Annotated in this window: 21 protein-coding genes; 10 read left to right on the forward strand and 11 right to left on the reverse strand. The window is 73.2% G+C overall.

Annotated features, from left to right (window positions below):
* Positions 1-48 precede the first annotated feature (48 nt).
* The gene (locus KBY32_RS33160; RefSeq protein ID WP_210982685.1) at positions 49-486 is read left to right on the forward strand and encodes a DoxX family protein; all 438 of its coding nucleotides are present in this window, start codon (positions 49-51) and stop codon (positions 484-486) included.
* 29 nt (positions 487-515) lie between these two features.
* Here the strand turns inward: KBY32_RS33160 and KBY32_RS33165 are convergent, their stop codons facing one another.
* On the reverse strand, positions 516-1,106 hold the full coding sequence (locus KBY32_RS33165; protein ID WP_210982686.1) for an RNA-binding S4 domain-containing protein: 591 nt from the start codon (positions 1,104-1,106) through the stop codon (positions 516-518).
* Positions 1,107-1,175: 69 nt separating this feature from the next.
* Here KBY32_RS33165 and KBY32_RS33170 point away from each other — a divergent pair, with 69 nt between their 5' ends.
* A complete protein-coding gene (locus KBY32_RS33170) occupies positions 1,176-1,865 on the forward strand; it encodes a uracil-DNA glycosylase (protein ID WP_210982687.1) in 690 nt (229 codons plus the stop codon).
* Between the two features lie 13 nt (positions 1,866-1,878).
* Here the strand turns inward: KBY32_RS33170 and KBY32_RS33175 are convergent, their stop codons facing one another.
* A complete protein-coding gene (locus KBY32_RS33175; protein ID WP_210982701.1) occupies positions 1,879-2,340 on the reverse strand; it encodes a GNAT family N-acetyltransferase in 462 nt (153 codons plus the stop codon).
* On the reverse strand, positions 2,337-2,759 hold the full coding sequence (locus tag KBY32_RS33180) for a RidA family protein (RefSeq protein WP_055621517.1): 423 nt from the start codon (positions 2,757-2,759) through the stop codon (positions 2,337-2,339). The genes KBY32_RS33175 and KBY32_RS33180 overlap by 4 nt, the downstream gene beginning before the upstream one ends.
* 158 nt (positions 2,760-2,917) lie before the next feature.
* On the opposite strand from KBY32_RS33180, the gene KBY32_RS33185 reads away from it, so the two are divergent.
* The 5 genes from KBY32_RS33185 to KBY32_RS33205 all read left to right on the forward strand — a co-directional run bounded on the left by KBY32_RS33185 (position 2,918) and on the right by KBY32_RS33205 (position 8,533).
* Positions 2,918-3,679 carry a nucleotidyltransferase domain-containing protein gene (locus tag KBY32_RS33185; RefSeq protein ID WP_210982688.1) on the forward strand — a complete coding sequence of 254 codons (762 nt, stop codon included), beginning with the start codon at positions 2,918-2,920 and terminating at the stop codon, positions 3,677-3,679.
* A 431-nt stretch (positions 3,680-4,110) separates the two neighbouring features.
* Positions 4,111-6,006: an FUSC family protein gene (locus KBY32_RS33190; protein ID WP_210982689.1), complete on the forward strand. Its 1,896-nt coding sequence runs from the start codon at positions 4,111-4,113 to the stop codon at positions 6,004-6,006.
* Positions 6,007-6,056: 50 nt separating this feature from the next.
* Complete coding sequence (locus tag KBY32_RS33195) at positions 6,057-7,409, forward strand: amidohydrolase (RefSeq protein WP_210982690.1); 1,353 nt, start codon at positions 6,057-6,059, stop codon at positions 7,407-7,409.
* A 95-nt stretch (positions 7,410-7,504) separates the two neighbouring features.
* Positions 7,505-8,194 carry a DUF899 domain-containing protein gene (locus KBY32_RS33200; protein ID WP_210982691.1) on the forward strand — a complete coding sequence of 230 codons (690 nt, stop codon included), beginning with the start codon at positions 7,505-7,507 and terminating at the stop codon, positions 8,192-8,194.
* Between the two features lie 153 nt (positions 8,195-8,347).
* The gene (locus tag KBY32_RS33205; RefSeq protein WP_055621512.1) at positions 8,348-8,533 is read left to right on the forward strand and encodes a hypothetical protein; all 186 of its coding nucleotides are present in this window, start codon (positions 8,348-8,350) and stop codon (positions 8,531-8,533) included.
* A gap of 19 nt (positions 8,534-8,552) precedes the next feature.
* Here the strand turns inward: KBY32_RS33205 and KBY32_RS33210 are convergent, their stop codons facing one another.
* From KBY32_RS33210 to KBY32_RS33220, 3 genes are all read right to left on the reverse strand, one after another.
* Positions 8,553-10,496 carry an ABC transporter ATP-binding protein gene (locus tag KBY32_RS33210; protein WP_210982692.1) on the reverse strand — a complete coding sequence of 648 codons (1,944 nt, stop codon included), beginning with the start codon at positions 10,494-10,496 and terminating at the stop codon, positions 8,553-8,555.
* Positions 10,497-10,639: 143 nt separating this feature from the next.
* Positions 10,640-11,074 carry a hypothetical protein gene (locus KBY32_RS33215; protein WP_055621510.1) on the reverse strand — a complete coding sequence of 145 codons (435 nt, stop codon included), beginning with the start codon at positions 11,072-11,074 and terminating at the stop codon, positions 10,640-10,642.
* A complete protein-coding gene (locus tag KBY32_RS33220; protein WP_210982693.1) occupies positions 11,065-11,799 on the reverse strand; it encodes an ATP-binding protein in 735 nt (244 codons plus the stop codon). The genes KBY32_RS33215 and KBY32_RS33220 overlap by 10 nt, the downstream gene beginning before the upstream one ends.
* Positions 11,800-12,034: 235 nt before the next feature.
* On the opposite strand from KBY32_RS33220, the gene KBY32_RS33225 reads away from it, so the two are divergent.
* The 3 genes from KBY32_RS33225 (at position 12,035) to KBY32_RS33235 (ending at position 14,054) form a co-directional block, all read left to right on the forward strand.
* Positions 12,035-12,895, forward strand: coding sequence for a helix-turn-helix transcriptional regulator (locus KBY32_RS33225; RefSeq protein ID WP_055621635.1), 861 nt, complete (start codon positions 12,035-12,037; stop codon positions 12,893-12,895).
* Positions 12,896-13,150 carry a DUF397 domain-containing protein gene (locus KBY32_RS33230; RefSeq protein WP_055621508.1) on the forward strand — a complete coding sequence of 85 codons (255 nt, stop codon included), beginning with the start codon at positions 12,896-12,898 and terminating at the stop codon, positions 13,148-13,150.
* A 100-nt stretch (positions 13,151-13,250) separates the two neighbouring features.
* Positions 13,251-14,054, forward strand: a complete 804-nt coding sequence (locus KBY32_RS33235; RefSeq protein WP_055621507.1) for an SAM-dependent methyltransferase — start codon at positions 13,251-13,253, stop codon at positions 14,052-14,054.
* Positions 14,055-14,065: 11 nt separating this feature from the next.
* Here the strand turns inward: KBY32_RS33235 and KBY32_RS33240 are convergent, their stop codons facing one another.
* From KBY32_RS33240 to KBY32_RS33260, 5 genes are all read right to left on the reverse strand, one after another.
* Positions 14,066-14,770, reverse strand: coding sequence for a dual specificity protein phosphatase family protein (locus KBY32_RS33240; protein ID WP_210982694.1), 705 nt, complete (start codon positions 14,768-14,770; stop codon positions 14,066-14,068).
* A 283-nt stretch (positions 14,771-15,053) separates the two neighbouring features.
* Complete coding sequence (locus KBY32_RS33245) at positions 15,054-15,974, reverse strand: hypothetical protein (protein WP_210982695.1); 921 nt, start codon at positions 15,972-15,974, stop codon at positions 15,054-15,056.
* On the reverse strand, positions 15,971-18,193 hold the full coding sequence (locus KBY32_RS33250) for a PEP/pyruvate-binding domain-containing protein (RefSeq protein ID WP_308293816.1): 2,223 nt from the start codon (positions 18,191-18,193) through the stop codon (positions 15,971-15,973). Before KBY32_RS33250 ends, KBY32_RS33245 begins: the two co-directional genes overlap by 4 nt.
* Positions 18,194-18,630: 437 nt before the next feature.
* The gene (locus tag KBY32_RS33255) at positions 18,631-20,118 is read right to left on the reverse strand and encodes a glutamate synthase subunit beta (protein WP_210982697.1); all 1,488 of its coding nucleotides are present in this window, start codon (positions 20,116-20,118) and stop codon (positions 18,631-18,633) included.
* A 257-nt stretch (positions 20,119-20,375) separates the two neighbouring features.
* On the reverse strand, positions 20,376-20,855 hold the full coding sequence (locus KBY32_RS33260; protein WP_210982702.1) for a DUF1772 domain-containing protein: 480 nt from the start codon (positions 20,853-20,855) through the stop codon (positions 20,376-20,378).
* Between the last annotated feature and the right edge of the window lie 140 nt (positions 20,856-20,995).

The following is a 20,995-nucleotide window of genomic DNA, read 5'->3' on the forward strand; positions in this document are numbered from 1 at the left end:
TCACAGATCACGGATCGCAGACCGTGGATCGCTGACCCAGGAGAGAGCATGTCCGAGACCACCGCCTCCCGTACCGTCCCCGCCCGCGCAGCGACCCCGCGGGGGCGCACGGCCCGGACCGCGCTGCGCGGTCTGCAGATCCTGCTGGCCCTCTTCTACGCGGGCGCGAGCGCGCTGCCGAAGCTGATCGCCCACCCCTCGGGGGCGGAGACCTTCGAGCGGCTCGGCTGGGGCAGCACGGGGATGTACACGATCGGTGTGCTCGAACTGGCGGGTGCCATCGCGCTGTTGATCCCCGTGCTCCAGTCGGTCGCGGCGATCGCGCTGAGCGCGCTCATGGTGGGGGCGTTCATCGTCTCGGTCACCGCGCTGGGCGGGGAGAACGCGGCGACCCCGCTCATCCTGATCGTCCCGCTGGCCCTGATCGCCTGGGCCCGGCGCGGTTCCCTCACCGATCTGCGGCGGCTGGTGGCCCGAGACGCCTGAGCGCCCCGGATGTCAGCGCGCCCCGGACGTCACCGTCCGCGCGGCTGCGCCGGGCCGCTGCCGCCGCCCATCAGGCCGCGCAGCCGCTCCAGCTCCCGGCGGTCCCGCTTGGTCGGCCGGCCCGCGCCACGGTCGCGGACACCGGCCGGGGCGACGGCCTCGCGCGGCGGCGGAGGCGGCGAGTTGTCGACGTAGCACTGGGCGGCGACCGGGGCACCGACCCGCTTGCGGATGAGCCGTTTCACGACGACGACCCGCTCCCGGTGCTCCTGCCGCAGCCGGACCTCGTCGCCGGCGCGGAGCAGGTGGGACGGCTTCACGTTCTGGCCGTTCACGCGCACATGCCCGCCCTTGCAGGCGGCGGCGCCCGCGGAGCGGGTCTTCACCAGGCGTACGGCCCAGATCCAGCTGTCGACCCGGACGGGCTCGCCGTTCTGCGGCACGGCCGCCTCGGCGGCGGCCACGGCGGCGGCGATCTTCGGGTCGGCGGTCTCGGGCTCGGCGGCCTGGGAGCCGGCGGTGGTCGGGTCGGCCGGCTCCCGTGCGGGTCCGGCCGTCGTGCCGGTCTTCTCCACGGTCTCCACGATGTCCCCGGTGTTCTCGGTGTCCTCGGAAGGCATGTCTCGACCTTAGTCTCCGGCCCGGACCGGCGGCGGTGTCCGGCCGGCGGAGGGCCGTACGGTGGAGGGGTGGACGCGCTCGCTGAACTCGACCGGCGGATCACCGGCTGCCGGGCCTGCCCGCGGCTGGTCGACTGGCGCGAGGAGGTGGCCCGCACCAAGCGCGCCGCCTTCGCCGACCAGACCTACTGGGGCCGCCCGGTGCCCGGCTTCGGCCCGCCCGACGCCCGGCTGCTCATCGTCGGGCTCGCCCCGGCCGCGCACGGCGGCAACCGCACCGGCCGGATGTTCACCGGCGACCGCTCCGGGGACGTGCTGTACCAGGCCCTGTACGACGTAGGGCTGGCCTCGCAGCCCACCTCGGTCGCCGCCGACGACGGCCTGGAGCTGTACGGCGTCCGCGTCACCGCCCCCGTGCACTGCGCGCCGCCCGACAACCGGCCCACCCCCGGCGAACGGGAGACCTGCCGGGCCTGGCTCGTACGGGAACTGGGGCTGCTGAAGCCCACGATGCGGGCCCTCGTCGTCCTCGGCGCCTTCGGCTGGCAGGCCACGCTGCCCGCGCTGCGCGACGCCGGCTGGACGGTGCCCCGGCCCCGGCCCGCCTTCGCGCACGGCGCCTGGGTCGCCCTCGACGGGCTGGACGTCTTCGGCTGCTTCCATGTGAGCCAGCGCAACACCTTCACCGGCCGGCTCACCCCGGCCATGCTGCGGGACGTGCTGCGCACGGCGGCCGGGGCGGCGGGGCTCGGCACCTGAGACGCCCACCGCGTCAGACGGGCTGCCCGGGGCGCCACACGAACCGCACGTCCGGTTCCCGCTCCTCGTTGCCGCTGCCGTCCGTGGACTCGGCGGCGACGAAGCCGTGCCGGGCGTAGAAGCGGTGGGCGGGCCCGTTCACCTGGAACGTCCACAGGCTCAGCCCGTCGGGGCGGCGGCGCTTGGCGAGGCCGACGAACCGGTCGCCCACGCCACGGCCGCGCCACTCGGGGTCCAGATACAGCTGGGCGAGCTCGTCACCGTCGAGGACCATGAGCCCGACGACCCGGCCGGAGTGGTCGGCGACCCAGGTCTCCTGCGACGGCAGCACCACCTCGCCGAAGTACGCGCGCACCTCGTCGTCGGAGTGCGGACGGACGACGGACGGCAGGGCCGCTGTGAACGACCGCAGCCACACGTCGGCGACGGCCCGGGCGTCGGCCGCCACGGCCCTTCGCAGGGCGACGGCGTTCAGGACCGCACCTCCGGTCCCGCGTCCGGAACGGCGGCCGTGGCCGTGATCTCCACCAGTTGCCCGGAGTAGCCGAGGCAGGCCACCCCGAGCAGCGTCGACGAGTGCGGGCCCGTGCTCAGCCCGGACGCCTCGACGACCTCCCAGACGGCGGAGAGCACCGCCGTGTCACCGCTCACCACATACACCTCGGTCGACAGCACATGCGCCAGATCGCTGCCCACGGCCCGCAGTTGCTCCTCCAGATTGGCCACCACCTGCTCGGCCTGCCGTACCGGATCACCCTCGCCGACCAGCCTGCCCTCCGCGTCCAGCGGCACGGACCCGGCGAGGAACGCGATCCGCGTGCCCGCCTCCACGACGGAGGCATGCGAGTACGTGGGGGGCGGGAAGAGGGCCGGTGAGGTGACGCGGCGGATCATGAAGGCTGCTCCTGGGATGCTGAGAGGTCCTGAGCCGTGAAGGTGCCCAACCAGCCGATCATGCGGGGCCGTGGAGCCACGCGCATCCGAATTTCCGCCGGTCCGCTGCCGCGTGATTTCCCATGGCGGCGCGGCAACCGGCTCCGTACGCTTCCGGCATGGCCACCGCCCCCGACGACACCGTCTTCCTCGACACCATCGCCGGCCGGCTCGCCGCCCTCCCCACCGTCCGGGCCGTCGCGCTCGGCGGCTCCCGGGCGCAGGGCACCCACCGACCGGACAGCGACTGGGACCTGGCCGTCTACTACCGAGGCCCCTTCGACCCGGACGACCTGCGCGCGGCCGGCTGGGAGGGCGAGGTGTCCGAGGTCGGCGGCTGGGGCGGGGGCGTCTTCAACGGCGGCGCGTGGCTGACCGTCGAGGGACGCCGGGTCGATGTGCACTACCGCGATCTCGACGTCGTGGAACGGGAGATGGCGGAGGCCGAACAGGGACGGTTCCGGGTGGAGCCGCTGCTGTTCCACCTCGCGGGCATCCCCAGCTACCTCGTCGTCGCCGAGCTCGCGATCAACCGGGTGCTGCGCGGCGAACTGCCGAAGCCCGACGGCTATCCGGCCAGGCTGCGGCGCACGGCGAGCGAACGCTGGCACGGCACCGCCCACGCCACCCTCGCCTACGCCCGCGCCCACCACGCCCCGGCCGGCCGCCTCACGGAGGTGGCGGGTGCCATCGCCACGGCGGCCGTACAGACCGGGCACGCGGTACTCGCCGGGCGAGGGGAGTGGGTGACCAACGAGAAACGGCTACTGGAACGGGCGGGCCTGTGCTCGGTGGACGCCGTCCTCGCCGGACTGGAACCGAGCCCGGACGCCCTCCTGCGGGCGGTCACGGAGGCGGAGGCCCTGTTCGGGGCCGCCTGATCCCGCGCGCCGGCCACGGGCACGCGCGGCCCCGGCACCGTCGTCTCGTTGGTACGCGAGCGCGGTGGCCGGCACGGGCTGTGTCCGGCGTGTGGCCTTTCCGGAGCGGGTGCCGGGTGCGGTGACCGGTACCCGCCGTCCCGGGCATCGCCGGCTCCCGGAGCGCTGCGCGCCGGGTACGGCAACCGGCACCTGGCGTCGTCGCCTCCACGGAGCGCCGGGCACGGCGACCGGCACCGGCCGTGTCCGGCGTCGTTGCCCTCCCCGGAACACCGCCCGCCGCGACCCGCACCCGCCAACCCCGCCACCGTCACCTCCCCGAAACACCGTCGTCCCGTGCGGCACACGTCGTGGCAGTACCGTGGAGGGCACAGTCCGCCGCCCGGCCGCCGTCGCCCGAAGGCGTTTCGCCCTCGTCCGACAGGAGCCCTGTGTCCCGCCGCGCGCGTCCGCTTCCGCCCTGGCTCGCCCACGCTCTGCGCGCCCAGCGGGGACCGGTGCCGTGGAGCGCGGTCGTCCGGGGGGCGCTGTCCGCCGGGCCCCTGCTGCTCGCTGCCGTCCTGGCAGGCCGGGCCACCCTCGGGGTCGTCGCCGCCATCGCCGCCATGCTCGCCGGGATCAACGACCGTCCCGGCAGCCGCCGCTCGTCCGTGCACCGCATCGGCGTGCCCGCGCTGGCGGGAGCGGCCGGTGTGCTCGGCGGCACCTACGCCGGCGACCACCTGGGGGCCGTACCGCTCACCCTCGTCCTCACCCTGCTGGGGCTCGTCGCCGGCGGGCTGTGCGCCATCGGGCCCGTCGCGTCCGCCGCCGGGACCCAGGTCCTCGTCGCCACGGCCGTCGGCGCCGGGATGCCGCTGCCCGAGAGCGCGGGCCAGCGGGCCCTGGCCTTCCTCGCCGGAGCGGCCTGGCTGCTCGCGCTCCGGCTGGCGCTGCCCACCCCCGGTTCCCTCGCCGGTGACTTCCGGTTCGACGGGGAACGGGCCGCCGTCGCCGGGGTGTACGACGCGATCGCCGGACTCCTCGACGCCGTCGGCACCGACCACGCCCTCGCCCGCCGGGCCGCGCTCACCGCCGCCCTCGACCAGGCGCAGGACGCCCTGACCGGGCCCCGGCTGCGGCGGTACGCCTCGTCGTCCGCCGAGCGGCGCCTGCACGCCCAGTACGCCGCCGCCCTGCCGCTCGCCGAGGCGGCCACCGCGCTCGCCTGGGCCGGGGAGGCCGTACCCGCCCGGGCCGGCGAGGGGCCCCGGCGTCTCGCCGCCGCCGTGCGCGGCAGCACCCACACCGGGCCGCTGCCCGCGCCCTCCCGGTCGGCGCCCGCCCTGCGCGCCCTCGACGACGCCCTGCTGCACGCCGCCGAGGCCTTCGACCGGGGCAAGGAGAACCGGAACCTGCACGCCCGGCGCCGTACCGTCCGCGACCGCGTCCGCGCCGGGCTCGGGGCGGGCGGACGGGAGTACGGGCTGCGTGTCGCCCTGTGCTTCGGGGCCGCCGCCGGCATCGCGCAGGCGCTCCACCACGCCCGCTGGTACGGGCAGCACACCCACTGGTACTGGCTGCCCGCCACCGCCGTCTTCCTCGTCAAGCCCGACCTCGGGCCGCTGGTCTCCCGTGTGCTGTGCCGGGCGGCCGGAACCGTCCTCGGCGCCCTGGTCTTCGCCGGCTTCGCGGCCGTACTGCCCAGGCCCGAGGGGCTCGTCGCGCTCGTGGCGGTCAGCGGCGCCCTGATCCCCGTGGCCACCCGGCACTTCGCCGCCCAGACCGCCGTCGTCACCGTCCTCGTACTCGCCCTGGTCATGGTGGGCGGCGAACCGCAGGCGTCCGTAGGGCGGATCGGGGAGACCCTGCTGGCCTGCGCGATCGTGCTCGTCGCCGGACATCTGCCGATGCCCGGGCAGCGCGGCGGGGGAGTACGGTCCCGGCTCACCGCCGCCGCGGACGCCGCCACCGCCTACCTCACCCATGTGCTGGGCGAAGCCGGCACACAAGCGGACGGGGACCCCGACGCGCCCCGCGCCGTGCGCTGGACGCTGCGCCGCGAGGCCTACCGGACGCTCGCCGAGGCCCGGGGCGCCGTCGCGCTCACCGCCGCCGAACTGCCCGCGCTCGCCCGGCACGCCCAGGGCGCGGACCACGTCGTCACCACCCTCGAACAACTCGTCGACGCCACCACCGCGTGCGCCGTGCACCTCGACGACACCGGACGGCTCACCCCGCAGCACACCGCCCGGCTCACCGAACTCCTCGACACCCTCGCCGGGGAACGCCACCGCACCGGGCTGCGCGTCCCGGAGGCCGCCGCGGTGCCCGCCCTCGCCGGCTGACACCCCGCAACCGCCCCCGCGGAGGCACCCCGGCGCCGTACCGTGACGGCATGACGCCTCCTGCCGCCGATCTCGTCATCACCCGGTGCACGGTGCTCACGCACGACGATCAGGAGACGATCGGGTTCGCCGAGGACGCCTCGATCCTCGTCCGGGACGGAATCGTCGAAGCGGTCGTCAGCGGGGCCGAGGCCGGCGGGGTGCCCGCCCGCGAACGCATCGACGCCCACGGGCAGATCGCCCTGCCCGGGCTCATCAACTGCCACACCCACGCCCCCATGGCCGCCCTGCGCGGAGTCGCCGAGGACCTGCCGACCGACGCCTGGTTCAACGACGTCGTCTGGCCCGTCGAGTCCAACCTCACCGCCCGCGACGTCGAGTTGGGGGCCCGGCTGGCCTGCGCCGAGATGATCCGCGCCGGAGTCACCTGCTTCGCCGACCACTACTTCGCCATGGACGCCGTCGCCGCCGTCGTCGAGGAGTGCGGGATCAGGGCCCACCTCGGCGAGGCGTACTTCTCCTCGCAGGGCCCGGCCGGCCGGGAGAGATCGCTGGAGTTCGCCCTCGAGCACCGCGGGCGCGCGGGCGGCCGGATCACCACCACCCTCGCCCCGCACGCCCCCTACACCGTGGACGACGCCGACCTCGCCGCCACCGCCCGCCTCGCCCACGAGCACGGCCTGCCCGTCCATCTGCACGCCGCCGAGAACCGCGACCAGACCACCACCAGCCTGCAACGCCACGGCGTCACACCCATCGAAGTCCTGCGCCGCACCGGACTCCTCGACACCGACGTCCTCATCGCGCACGGCACCGGCATCCTCGACGAGGACCTGCCCGCGCTGCGCGACGCCGGCGGCCGTGTCGCCGTCGCCACCGCGCCCCGCGGCTACCTCAAGTTCGGCTGGCCCACCACCACACCGGTCCGGGCGCTGCGCGAGATCGGCGTCCCGGTCGGTCTCGCCACCGACGGCGCCGCCTCCAACAACTCCCTCGACGTATGGGAGTCGATGGCCCTGACCGCCCTCGTCCAGAAGTCCACGACCGGCGATCCGCGCTGGCTGACCGCCCGTCAGGCCCTGCACCACGCCACCCTGCAGAGCGCGCGGGCCGTCGGGCTCGGCGACACCATCGGCAGCATCGCACCCGGGCGCCGCGCCGACATCGTGCTCGTCGACCTCAGCGGCCCCCACACCCAGCCCGTGCCCGACCTGGCCGCCACCCTCGTGCACAGCGCCCGCTCCTCCGACGTGCGCACCACGATCGTCGACGGCCGCGTCCTGATGCGCGACCGGGAACTCCTCACCCTCGACGTGCCGTCCGTCGTACGGGAGTTGGGGGAGCGGCTGCCCGCACTCCTGGACCGCGGCCACGGCCGGCGCATCCAGGAGTACGACACCTGAGGGAAGTCCGCCGAGAAATTTCACGGTACGGCGATGAGTTCCGGTGACGGCCCCGGTCACCCCTGTGGACGGACCGTTGCACAGAAGGGGCGCCGATGTCGCTTCCGGAGATCGTTTCGCGCGAGCAGTGGCGCGCGGCACGCGAGGAACTGCTGGTCAAGGAGAAGGCGGCGACCCGCGCGCGGGACGCGCTGAACGCCCAGCGGCGCGCCCTGCCCATGGTCGAGGTCATAGAGGAGTACGTGTTCGAGGGCGGCGACGGCAAGGCCACACTGCTGGACCTGTTCGAGGGCCGGCACCAACTCGTCGTCCACCACTTCATGTTCGCGCCCGAGTGGGACGCGGGCTGCCGCACCTGCTCGGCGTTCCTGGACCAGATCGGCCAACTCGCGCACCTGCACGCACGCGACACGACGTTCGCCGCCGTCTCCCGGGCGCCGTTCACCCGCATCCTGCCGTTCAAGGCCCGGATGGGCTGGAGCGTCCCCTGGTACTCCGCCTGCGGCCCCGACTTCAACCTCGACTTCGAGGTGACCATGGAACGCGACGGCGAGCTGGTGGAGCGGCCCGGCCTGAGCTGCTTCCTGCGGGACCGCGACCGGGTCTTCCACACCTACTCGACGTACGAGCGCGGCCTCGACGGGCTCGGCTCGACCACCGGGTTCCTGGATCTGACCGCGCTGGGCCGGCAGGAGGAGTGGGAGGAGCCCCAGGGGCGCGCGTCCGCCTTCGGCACGCCGGCGGGCGCCGGGCCCGTCCGCTATCACGACGAGTACGAGGACTGACACGGACCGTCGTCCCCCGTGATGCCCTGTGCCCATCCGTTCACGGACAGCGGTGAACGGGTGTCAAGTACGTCTCAGTACCGTCACCGGCCGAGGCGATCGGCACCCTCCAGGCGTTAACTCCTACAAGTACGACGCCACGGGAGGTGCAGGATGGTGAACGGGCGAACGGTGCTCGAACGCTTTCCGGCGGGCGGGCCACGCGGATCGTGGCCGGCCGAGGAGTTCGCGCACGCGCGGCGCATGGAGGGTCTCGCGGCCGAGGTCGTGATGGACCTGGCCACGGACGCCTTCCTGGTGATCGTCCGCGGTGACGCCACGGCGGACGTCACCGCCTGAGCCTTGACGACCGGATGGATCAGCCCGGCCTCGGGGCGGGCACCCGGGCCGTGAACTGCTCCGCCTGCAGCGAGTACAGCTCCGCGTACAGGCCACCGGTGGCCAGCAGCTCCTCGGGCGTGCCGGACTCCACGAGCCGGCCCTGGTCGAGGACGTGCACCAGATCGGCGTGCCGGACCGACGCCAGCCGGTGGGTGATCAGCACGACCGTCTGACCGGCCGACGCCAGCGCCCGGATCTTCTCGAAGACCTCCAGCTCCGCCCGCGCGTCCAGGGCCGCCGTCGGCTCGTCCACGACCAGGATGCGCCCGCGCCGGTACGCTGCCCGTGCGATGCCCAGCCGCTGCCACTGGCCGCCGGACAGCTCGTGCCCGCCGTTGAACTGCCGGGCCAGCAGGGTGTCCAGGCCGCGCGGCAGGTCCGCCACCACGTCCTGGGCGCCGGCCTGGGCGATCGAGGTGTCCAGCCGCTCCTCGGTCAGCGGCACGGACGACCGGCCGACGGCCACGTTGACCCGTGCGGTGAACGGCCAGCGCTTGAAGTCCTGGGCCACCATCGCGATGCGTTCGGCGAGCTGGTGCCGGTCGGCGCCGGCCGCGTCGACGTCGTCCCACAAAATGCGGCCCCGGTCCGGGGTGTAGAGGCCGGCGAGCAGCTTGACCAGGGTCGTCTTGCCCGAGCCGTTCTCGCCGACCAGCGCGATGATCCGGCCGAGCGGCAGGGTGAGCGTGACGTCGTCCAGGGCCGGACGGGACGACTCGCCCGGGTAGGAGAAGCTGACGTGCTCGAAGCGGACCTCCCGCGGGTCCTCGGGCAGCGGCTCCCCGCCCACCGGGATCGCCCGCTCGGCGGCCTCCTCGTACAGCCGCTGCAGATCGCCGACGAAGAGGGCCTCCTCGTGCAGGGCGTTGACCTCCAGGACGAGGGTGTCCAGGCTCGACGAGCCGGTCCGGATCGCGATGACCGCCGTACCGGCCACCGACAGCGCCATCGCGCCGGCGAGCAGCAGCCCGCCGAGCGTCGCGTACGTCGCCACGGTCGCGAGCCCCGTCCAGGCCGCCGCGATCAGCCCGGTGCGCGCCGCGAGCCGGGCCAGCCGGGCCTGCTCGGCCTCGGCGGTCTCCGACATCGCCCGGTAGTGCCGCAGCAGGAACGGCCCCACGCCGTGCACACGGATCTCCGGCGCGGCGGCAGGCTCGGTCAGCAGCCCGCTGATCAGATGCCCGGCGCGGGCGTGCTGCACCCAGGTGTGAAAGGACTCGTAGCGGCGCCGGGCGTTGGTCAGCGCGCTCCAGGCGCTCGGCAGCGTCATCGTGGCGAGCAGCGGCAGCAGCGCCGGGTGGAGCACGGTGAGCACACCGGCGGCGGCGATCAGGGAGATGGCCGCGTTCACCACCCGGGTGCTGTACGCGATCATGCGGCGGGCGGACGACGCCCCGTACTGCGCGGTGTCCAGCAGCTTGTGGAACGCGTGGTCCTCGATCGCGGCCAGCTCCACGGCCGCCGCCCGCTCCAGATACCGCTCGGTCGCGACCCGCTCCACCTTGGGCTCCAGCCGCCCGGTGGCGTACGTGGAGGCGGCGCGCAGCAGCGTCGAGACGACCATGACGGCGGCCATCGTGAGGAGCGCGGGAGCGGCGTCCCGCAGCCGCTCGTCGATGGCGCCGCCGCCGATCAGCCGCCCCAGCACGCTGTTCACGGCCAGCAGTGCGACGGCCTGGGCGAGACCCCGCGCGATCTCGGCGACGAGCACGGTCCGCGCGGCGCGCCGGTCGGCCTGCCAGGCGAGCCGGAAGCTGGTGGCCAGCAGTGACGGCAGCCGCCGCACCATGGCGCGCAGGCTCAGCTCCAGGAAGGCGTCCCGGTGCTGGTTCCATCCCATGTCGTACCGCAGCGGACCGCCGAACAGCAGCCGCTCGGACTCCGACACCCCGGCGTCCTCGCCGTCGTGCTTCTTCCCCACTTCACGCCCTCCCCGCTCATGTCCCCGGACCGCCGCGGCGGAGGGCCACTATGGCGGGGCGGGCACGCCGGGCGGGAGGGCGCGGGACGGGCGGGCGGATGCGCGCGGGCGTACGGCCGGCGGTGGAGGGGCCTCGCGGGGGGTCAGGCGCTGAGCTGCCGGGACCAGCTCGGGGTGGTGCCGATCACCCGGCACAGGGCCAGGTACAGCGGTATCGGCGGCGTGTACGGCACCGTGCCGTCCGGGAGGTGGATCAGACGGGGCGTGTCGGGGACGATCGCGCCGGTCGAGTAGCGGACGGACTCCGGCCACTCCAGGGCGTAGTCCGAGTCCGAGGGGACGATCCACCACCAGTGCGACTCGTCGGCGTACACGCATCCGACGCGCGGCAGCCGGGGCAGGACCAGCGGGCCGATACGGGCGGGGACGGCCACCGCGTCGCAGCCGAGGGGTGCCGTCATGCCCTCCGGGAGGGGCAGCCGGCGCGGGGCGGCGGTCGTGCGCATGCCGCGGCGGAAGCGGACCAGGGAGTCCAGGCTCAGCGTCTGGCCGCCGCCGGACAGACCGATCACAGCCATGCGGCCCCCGTCCCTGTGCCGTCGTGCCCTGTGCCGGGGTGTTCTGTGCCGGGGTGTTCTGGGAAGGTGTCGCCCGTCCCGTCGTGACGGCCGTGCGCCTCGTCCTCGTCGCCGGAGCCGTCGGACGGGCCCGGCTTGGGGCGGGAACCCCAGCCGAGGTCGTTCCGCGGTTCCCGGGCGTCCACCGGGGCGCCGGCGTCCGCCATGGTGCGCGGCAGCTCGGCCCACACGATCAGACCGGACCCGTGTTCGTGGGCCCCCCACGCATGGCACAGCGCGTCTATGAGGAGCAGCCCCCTGCCGTGCTCCTCCTCCTGACGCGCCGGCGACGACTGGGGCTCACCGGCCGCGCACCCCTCGTCGCGCACGGCTATGCGGACGAGATCGGCGCCGTCGTGCAGCTCGCACACGATGTGCTCGCTCGCGGTGTGCACGATCGCGTTGGTGACCAGTTCCGACACGACCAGGGCCGCCGTCTCACAGGTGTCCTCGCACACCGACCACCCGCTCAGCCGCGCCGTGGTCAGGCGTCTGGCCTGGGCGGCCGAACCCGGGTGCGCGGCCAGCTCGAACCGGAACCGGCGCTCACCGGCACGGCGCTGCGGGCCGACTCCTCTCCCCGCGGCGGAATCGGCTCGGGCGGGGGGTGGCCCGTCGGCACCGAGGCCGTGGGGGACCACAGTGGCGTCTGTTCCTAAGGGCGGGGACGGAATCACGCTTGCCACTATCGCCCCGCCGTGAACACTTGGCAAGTGTCACTGTGAAAATTGCAGAGTGCCGTATGACTCTCTGGAACGGCGTGGCACACTGCTCGCAACAGCTTGTCGAACGGCGCCAGTTGGGATCAGCGGAGATCCATCAGGTCTTCGAACGGATCTTCGAATGGCGCCGTCGGCCTGTCGGCGACCAGTCGAAGATGAGCCGGCCCTCACCGGGCCGAACCCGTGCCTGGAGGTGGACGTGAGCGAGCCGCGATCCGCGCCGACAGTGGGCCAGGTCGTACTCGGCCGGCGCCTGCTCGACCTGCGCGAGAGCGCCGGCCTCAAGCGGGAGGAGGCCGCCCGCATCCTGCGAGTCGCACCCGCCACGGTCCGCCGCATGGAGATGGCCGAGGTCTCGCTCAAGATCCCGTACCTCCAGCTGCTGCTGAAGGCGTACGGCGTCTCCGACGCGGAGGCCGACGCCTTCGTCCACCTCGCCGAAGAGGCCAACAAGCCCGGCTGGTGGCAGCGCTTCCACGACATCCTGCCCGGCTGGTTCTCCATGTACGTCAGCCTGGAGGGCGCGGCCGCACTGATCCGGTCGTACGAACCGCACTTCGTCCCCGGACTGCTCCAGACCGAGGACTACGCGCGCGGCGTGCTGCGCTCGGGCGCCATCGGCCAGACCAGCCCCGACGACATCGAACGCCATGTCGACCTGCGGATGCGCCGCCAGCGTCTCCTCACCCGCGAGGACGCGCCCCGCATCTGGGTCGTCATGGACGAGACCGTGCTGCACCGCCGGGTCGGCGGTCCGGAGGTGATGCGCGCCCAGATCGACAAACTGCTCGACGCCACGAAGCTGCCCCACGTGACCCTGCAGATCGCCCCGTTCGCCAACGGGGTGCATCCCGGCACGTTCGGCCCCTTCGTGCTCTTCCGATTCGCCGTGCCGGAACTCCCGGACATGGTCTACAGCGAGTACCTGACCGGCGCCGTCTACCTCGACGCGCGCAACGAGGTGGCCACCCATCTCGAGGTCATGGACCGCATGGCGGCACAAGCCGCTACGGCACATCGCACGAAGGAGATCCTGAGGGATCTCCGCAAGGAGCTGTGAATGGATCGCATCAAGCCGCGCATACCCGTCTACAACGGCATGCCCGCGCGGGACTTGGGCAGTGAGGGCTGGCACAAACCGTGGAGCGGGGGCAACGGCGGCAACTGCGTGGAGGCGATGAAACTCGCCGACGGACGCATCGCCGTCCGCCAGTCCACCGACCCGGACGGACCGGCCCTGATCTACACGACGGACGAGATGACGGCGTTCATCGAGGGCGCCAAGGCGGGGAAGGCGGACTTCCTGCTCTCCTGACCCTCCCGCACGACCGTTGCTCACCTGCTGTGTTCCTGCGATTCCCCTAATTCGGTGTTGAGTTGAAGACTTCCTGCCGTCGGACCTTACGGAGTACGCCATGACCGGGCCGCACCCCGCCGAGATCGACACGAGCAAGCCCCACCCCGCACGGATGTACGACTGGTACCTCGGCGGGAAGGACAACTACCCCGTCGACGAGGCCATGGGCCGCCAGATGCTCGCCCTCGACCCACGGGTGCCGGTCATGGCACGCGTCAACCGCGCGTTCATGCACCGGTCCATCACCTGGCTCGCGCAGCGGGGCGTGCGCCAGTTCCTCGACGTCGGCACGGGCATACCGACCGAGCCGAACCTCCACCAGGTCGCCCAGCGGGTCGCGCCCGACGCCCGGGTCGTCTACTGCGACAACGACCCCATCGTGCTGGCCCACGCCGAGGCCCTGCTGCGCGGCACCGACGAGGGCGCCACGCGGTACCTCCAGGCCGACGTGCGCGACCCGGAGGCCATCCTCGAGGGCGCCCGCAAGGTCCTCGACCTCGACCGCCCGGTCGCCCTCTCGCTCATCGCGCTACTGCACTTCGTCCCCGACGAGGACGGCGCGCACGAGCTGGTCGGCAAGCTGCTGTCCGAACTCCCCTCGGGCAGCTACCTGGTGATGACCCACGCGACCGCCGACTTCACCCCCGAGGAGTCGGAGGCCGCCACCGCCAAACTCCGCGCGGCCGGCGTCACGCTGGCACTGCGCTCCCGCGCGGAGTTCAGCCGGTTCTTCGACGACCTCGAACTCGTCGAACCGGGAGTACAGGTCCCGCACCTGTGGCACCCCGAACTGGGCGATCCCGTCCCCGGACAGGAGGACGGGATCATTCCGGGATACGGAGCGGTGGGGCGTAAGCCTTAAGGCTCCGCGCTTCAGAAGTACGACATGATGCGCCGGGGCGCGTCCACCAGCCGGCTCACCACCACGACCGGCAGCGGGGGCTGCTCGGCCTTGGCGGGGCTGAGGTTCAGCCCGTAGTAGATCTGCTCGAGGGACGGCGGTCCGACGGCGAGATTGCGCCGGACCGCGTCCGTCGCCGAGTCCTGCCCGGAGTTCACGAGGTAGGCGGCCACCATCGCGCCCGTACGGCCGACACCGGCGCCGCAGTGCACGAACACCGGGCCGGGTGCCGAGGAGACGATGTCCATGAAGCGCTGCACCTGCTTCGGCGACGGCGTCTGCCCGTCCCGGATCGGCAGCCGTACGGCGGTCAGCCCGGCCTTGTCCGGTTCGGACAGCTCGGCCGCGCTCATATGCTCGGCGCGCAGATCGACCACCGTGGTGACGCCCATGGCCGCCAGGGCCCGGTAACCGGCGGGGGAGGGCGCGGAACCGCGCCACAGGCGGCCGTCGCCGTCCACCGGCTGGAAGTGGTTCACACCCTGCACGGCCCGGGTGCCGGCCGGTGCCGCAGTCTCCGCGCGGGCCCAGAAGGACAGACCCAGAATGCTTCCGGCGCCCACGGCCCACAGCACGAGGTAGCCGATGAGGGCGATGGTGACGGCCCGCAGCAGGCGTCGCGACAGTGGGCGAGGACGCAGGGCAGGGTTGGGCAGGGTGGCGGAGAGGACAGCCATGAGCGACCCGGGGGAACTAGGGGACGAGGGCGCCTAGGCAGAGTACCCAAGGATCGGAGATCAATGGGTGAAACGTACGATTATTGTGCAATAGGTCGCATTTGACATGTCCGGTCAGTGGCGGCCCGGGGCTTCCTTGAGGGCTGTAATCGGCGCCGCCGGGGTGTGAGATGGGCGCCACCGGGGTGTGCGGTGGGCGCCGCCGGGCGTGAAATGGGCGCCGCCGGGGCGTGAGATGGGGTCATCGGGGCGTGAGATCGGGTCGTCGGGGCGTGACATGGGGTCATCGGGAGTCGTCGCCCGACTCCACGTCGCTCACGGCGACCACCGTGAAGTGGGCGCGCTCCAGCGTCGCGTCCTCCAGGCAGCCGCGCAGCCGCATCACGTCGTGATCGGTGAGCGCCGGGCGCACCACCCCGGCGTACACGCCGTTGCCGAGATCGCCGAGCGGCGCGTGCCGCAGCGGAGCGGACGTCGAGTGCCGGCAACTCTCCCAGATCTGCCGCGCGGCCAGCGCCTGCCCGGCCGGAGAGGCATGGCTGCCCCGCATGTCGAGGCGCACGACCACCGAAGTCGCCTCGTGCTCGTTGCCCTCCTCCGGCCTGGTCTGGGTCAGATCGGACAGCCCCACGACCAGCGCGGCGATCAGGGCACCCCCGAAAAGCGTGACGGCGGTGACGCGGGCGGTACGGCCCCGCCCGGCGCCGATCGCCGGCAGGTCCTCCAGATCGCCGGGGGCCGCCGGATCCGGCGCGGCCAGCACCGACAACCGGCCGGCCAACCGGCGCTCTACCGGCCTCGCCGTCACCGCCGCCAACCTCTGCACCACCCACGCCAGCCCGGACAGCACCACCCCGGCGACCATCAGCACCGGCACGAAGACATACGTCCGGTCCGCCGGATCCTCCAGCCAGCGGAAACGCGTCTCCCGCCGGGCGGCAACCGGTTCGCGCAGCCTGCCGAGCACATCCTCCGTGCGGCGGCCGTCTAGTTCGTACGGGCGCGGGGCACCGTTGTCCAGCCGCTGCTCGATACGGTTCAGCCGTCCCAACGTCACCAGCCCGAACAGCATCACCTCCACCACCAGCAGCAACACTCCGCAGATCAAGGCCCGTTGCCACTGCCAGCGGTACAGATAGACGATCAGATAGGTGCCCGCACCGGCGGCGGCCAGCGCTCCGAAGACATAGGCGATCTTCCTCATGACGCGTCCCCCGGTCGTCGGTCTCCTCCCGCTCGTGCGTCTTCTTGGGCTCGTACGTTCTCTCCTTCTCGTACGTCCTCTCCGTGTCGTAGGGCGTTTCCCTGGCTTATGGGTTCTCCCTGTAGTACGTCCCCCGCCGTCCCGTCGACGACGATCCGCGAACCCGGCGGGAACCGGCGCACCGCGTCCGTGACGCCGACGACCGTGGGGATCCCGAACTCCCGTGCCAGGACCGCGAGATGGGACAGCGCGCTGCCGGTCTGAGCGACCAGGCCCGTGAGGCCGGGCAGCAGCGGGGCCAGCGCCGGGTCGAGGGTGCGCACCACCAGCACGGCGTCAGCGGGCCGTGGGCCCGTCCCCGCCCATACAGTCCCGAGCGCACGGCCCGCCGAGACGCCCCGCGCCCCGCCGTCGCCACCGGTGCCGCGTTCGACGACGACCTGGCCGTCGCCGGTCAGCCGGAAGGCGTCCGGCAGCGGGGGAGTGGCGGGCGGCGGCACCCGCTCGGGAAGGTCGGCAGGCAGCGCGCCGCCCTCCAGGACGGCGGTCAGCTCCCGCCACCGCAGCAGTGCCGCCCGGCCCGGCCCGATCCCCAGCCGCTCCGCGACCTCCCGCACCAGCCGCACCTGCAACTCCTGCACCCACCGCACCCGCAGCCGCAGGGCTTCGCGGGGCGGCAGGGAGGCAGGGCCGGAGGACGGCGTACCCGCCGCCGTCTCCGTAGCCGCACGAGGTTGCGGTTGCCGCGATCGGGCCGGCAGGAGCGTCCGCTGCTCCAGCAGAGCCCGCGGCTCCCGAAGGCTGGGAGCAGTGAGCGCCAGGACCACCGGGTCCGTGGCGATCACGCGACTGTCCGGGACGCCCCGGGCGCGGGCCCGGTCCAGGGCGGCGAGCGCCACACCGGCCGCCGTCCGGCCGCCCGGCGGCTCGCGCAGAAGGGCGCCGGCGAGGGCCTCCTGCGCGTGCAACGACACCAGCACCCGGCGCGACCAGCGCAGCTCCGCCGACAGCTCGGTACCGGCGAGGGTGGACGGCGGCGAAATCTCCGCGAGGTGCCTGTCGACGTCGGCGACGAGATCACGGGCCAGACCGGGCAGGGCGGACGTCAGGCGCCCCATGCGCCACGCGGCCGTCAGCCTGCGCGCGCCGGGCGCCGGATTCAGCAACGTGAGCCAGCGATGCCGGGGCGGCACCGTGCCCAGCAACCGTAGATCCGCCGCCGCACGCCCCCCGACGGTCATGACCACCGGCATCGACAGCAGCAACCGGCGCGGCGCCGTGCCCCCGATGTCCAGCGCGGCCGCCAGACCCCGGGCCATCGGCGCCACCCACAGATCCTCCTCCAACGGCGTCAGCTGGTCCGGCAGCGTCTCGGCCACCGGCCCGGGCCCCAGCAACCGCGCCCCACGCGCCGGACGGGCCGCCATCGCCGTGATCGGCCTGCTCTGGAACAGCCACAGACGCCCGTCCGCGTCGAAACCGAACTCGATGTCCTGCGGAGCACCGAAGACCCGCTCCGCCCGACGAGCGAGCCGCGCCAGCCGGAACAGCTCCCCACGCGTCAGCAACGCCCCGTCCCCGGCGGAACCCGGCCGGTGGCTCGGCTCGCCCGAGGACTCGGCCAACAGGTCCTCCGACGCCCAGGACCGCGGCGCCGAGTGCTCCTCCGGCTGCTCGTCGGCGGCCTGGACGCGGATCAGACGCCCCCGACGGCTCAGCCAGTGATCGGTGCTCGCCCGCCTCCCGCCGACCAGACTGTCCGGCCCGCCCTTCACCGCACTGACCAGCATGCGATCGGCACGCCCCGCCACCGGATCGGCACCGAACAGCACCCCGCCGACGCGGGCGTCGAGCATCGGCTGCACCAGCACCGCCATGGGTGCCGTGGACCCGTCGGGCAGACGGGCGGAGTCCTGGACCGTACGGACGGCCGCGCGAAAGCTCGCCCAGCCGCGCACATCGAGCACCGAGGCGAACCGGCCCGCCAGCGACGACTCCTCCGTGTCCTCCTGCGGAGAGGAGGACCGCACGACGAGCGGCCGGGTGCCGCCGTCCGAGAGCCCGTCCCAGGCGCGGCGCAGCGCGACCTCGTCCTCTCTCGCACCATGAGGAATCACGAACCCCGGCAGCACCGGCAGACCCGCCGCCGCCGCGCGGGCGAGATTCGCCGCCTTGGAACCGATCAGGGGGAGCGCGCCGCCGGGGCGGCTCAACGGCACCACCGCCGGGCCGTACGCCCCCGCGCCACCGGGTGACGGAGCACCCCGGTGCCCTTCCGTGCCGCGCGCACCTTCTCCGTGACGTGCATCGAGCGTCGTCATGAACACCCTCCAGGGCCGACCGCCAACAGGGGGGACGCGCTGGGGTGGCCCTGCGCCTGACGGCGGCACGAAGGATGGGGGCGGGTCGCGACCGGCACGCGTCCCATCGCGTCGGCGACGGCCGCCTCCTTTACCGATGATCCCACTCCCGAGCGCATCCATGCAGCCCTTAAACGACTTTTCGGACAGTTCGAGGGAGGGAGGTGTGAGGGCGGTCCGATCGTGTCTTGCGATGCGAGGCAGTGGCGTTCGCGCGGCGTGGTCACCCGGGTACGGCTCGCTTGCGACCGGCGCTCACGGCGTCGAAGGCGGTATCCGGGGGGTGGGGCCGGGTCTCACACCGTCATCGGACGGTCGTACGGCGATATCGGCGCCGGCAGCCGCGAACTGCCGGTCAGATACGCGTCCACGGCCGCCGCCACCGCCCGCCCCTCGGCGATCGCCCACACGATGAGCGACTGCCCCCGGGCGGCGTCACCGGCGGCGAACACCCCGGGCACGTTCGTCGCGAACCCGGCGTCCCGCGTGATCGTCCCGCGCGGCTCCATCTCCAGCCCCAGCTGGTCGACCAGCCCGTCCGCACGGTCCGGACCTGAGAAACCCAGCGCGAGCAGCACCAGATCGGCGGGCAGGGTCCGCTCGGTGCCCGGCACCGGCCGGCGCAGCGCGTCCACCTCGACCAGGTGCAACCGGCGCACATGACCGTCGTCGTCACCGGAGAAGCGGAGCGTCGACGCCGCGAACAACCGCGCGTCGGCGTCCGCCGCCGGAGCCGACCCGAGATCCCGCGCCTCCTCGTGCGCGGCCGACAACCGGTACACCTTCGGATACGTCGGCCACGGTTCGACGTCGTCGTCCCGCTCGGTACCCGGCTGGGCGTAGATGTCCAACTGCGTCACCGACGCGGCGCCCTCCCGCACCGCCGTACCGAGACAGTCGGCCCCGGTGTCACCGCCGCCGACGATGACCGCGTGCTTCCCGGCCGCGGACATCGGGGACACCTCCAGATCCCCCTCACACACCCGGTTCGCCAGCGGCAGATACGCCATCGCCTGCTCGATCCCCCGCAACTCCCGCCCCGGCACCGGAAGTTCCCGCCACGCCGTGGCCCCCGTCGCGAGCACCACGGCGTCATAACGCGACCGCAACTCGGCCGCGCCGATGTCCCGCCCTACCGCCGTCGACGTCCGGAACCTGGTCCCCTCGACCCGCATCTGCTCGATCCGCCGGTCCAGATGATGCTTCTCCATCTTGAACTCGGGGATGCCGTACCGCATCAGCCCACCGATCCGGTCGTCCTTCTCGTACACCGCGACCGTGTGACCCGCGCGCGTCAGCTGCTGGGCCGCCGCGAGCCCGGTGGGGCCCGACCCGACCACGGCGACCGTCCGCCCCGACAGCCGGTCCGGCGGGCTCGGCGGCGCAAACCCCTCCTGCCAGGCCCGGTCCGCGATCGCGCACTCGACGTTCTTGATGGTGACGGCGGGCTGGTTGATCGCCAGCACGCACCCGGCCTCGCAGGGCGCCGGGCACAGCCGTCCCGTGAACTCGGGAAAGTTGTTCGTCGCGTGCAACCGGTCCGCCGCGGCCCGCCAGTCCTCACGCGAGACCAGGTCGTTCCACTCGGGGATCAGATTGCCCAGCGGACAGGCGTCGTGACAGAACGGGATGCCGCAGTCCATACAACGGTCCGCCTGCTTACTGATGATTGGCAGCAACGCCCCCGGGACATACACCTCGTCCCAGTCCCGCACCCGTTCCTCGACCGGCCGGCGCGGCCACTCCTGGCGGGGGGTGTTCAGGAAACCCTTGGGATCGGCCATGGCCGTCTTCCTCGCGTGCGTGCGTCACATCCGCAGGTCACAGGTCCGCAGGCCACACATCCGTGGGCCCTGCGTCATCGGGCGGCACCCTTCCGGCCACGATACGTCCCGCCCGCCACCCGCGCAGGATGGCGGACAGCGCCTTCCCAGCGGGCCTTCCCACAGCGCCTTCGCAGAGCGCCTTCCCGGCCGTCGGTGGATCCCGGTGATCCGGTGGATCAGCTGTGGAACAGCTGTGGATCAGCATCAGCTGTGGATCAGCTGAGGGCGAGGGCGTAGGACACCATCGCGGCCGCCGAGGCCACCGTACGGACGTGGTTCCACGCCGACCACTCCCGCACATACGCCGGCCAGTACGCGCTCGCCTCCTGCGTACCCGGCTCCAGCTTCGCCAGCGCCTCGTTCCGGGGCACGTTCGCCATCATCGTCACCCCGAACGAACCGAACAGATACAACGCGCTGCCCAGCAACAACTCCACGGTCACCCGGTCCGGCCACAGCACGAACGTCACCACGGCGATCACCGCGCACAGCACCGCCGACCCCAGGAACAGCAACAGGAACGCCGGCATCAACGCGGCCCTGTTGATCGCCCTCATCGCGGCCACGCCCTGCGCCGGGGGCAGCGAGGCGAGCCCGGGCATCACGAAGGTCGAGAAGGCACAGAAGACGCCCGCCACCAGGCCGGTCCCGACCACACCGATCACGACGAGTACGAAGTACGGCCCGTCCATCATGTCCAACGTCAACTCCCGTTTCCCACCGCGATCCTGCCCGGCCATTCCGGTCACCACCAGGAAAACCCTGTGCGAATACGGTGCCCATGGCCGAGCGACCCGATCACATACGTGAGCGTCCAGGGGGGAGGGGGCCTCCC

The sequence above is a fragment of the Streptomyces sp. RK62 genome (assembly GCF_018070255.1).
GTDB lineage: Bacteria > Actinomycetota > Actinomycetes > Streptomycetales > Streptomycetaceae > Streptomyces > Streptomyces nigra.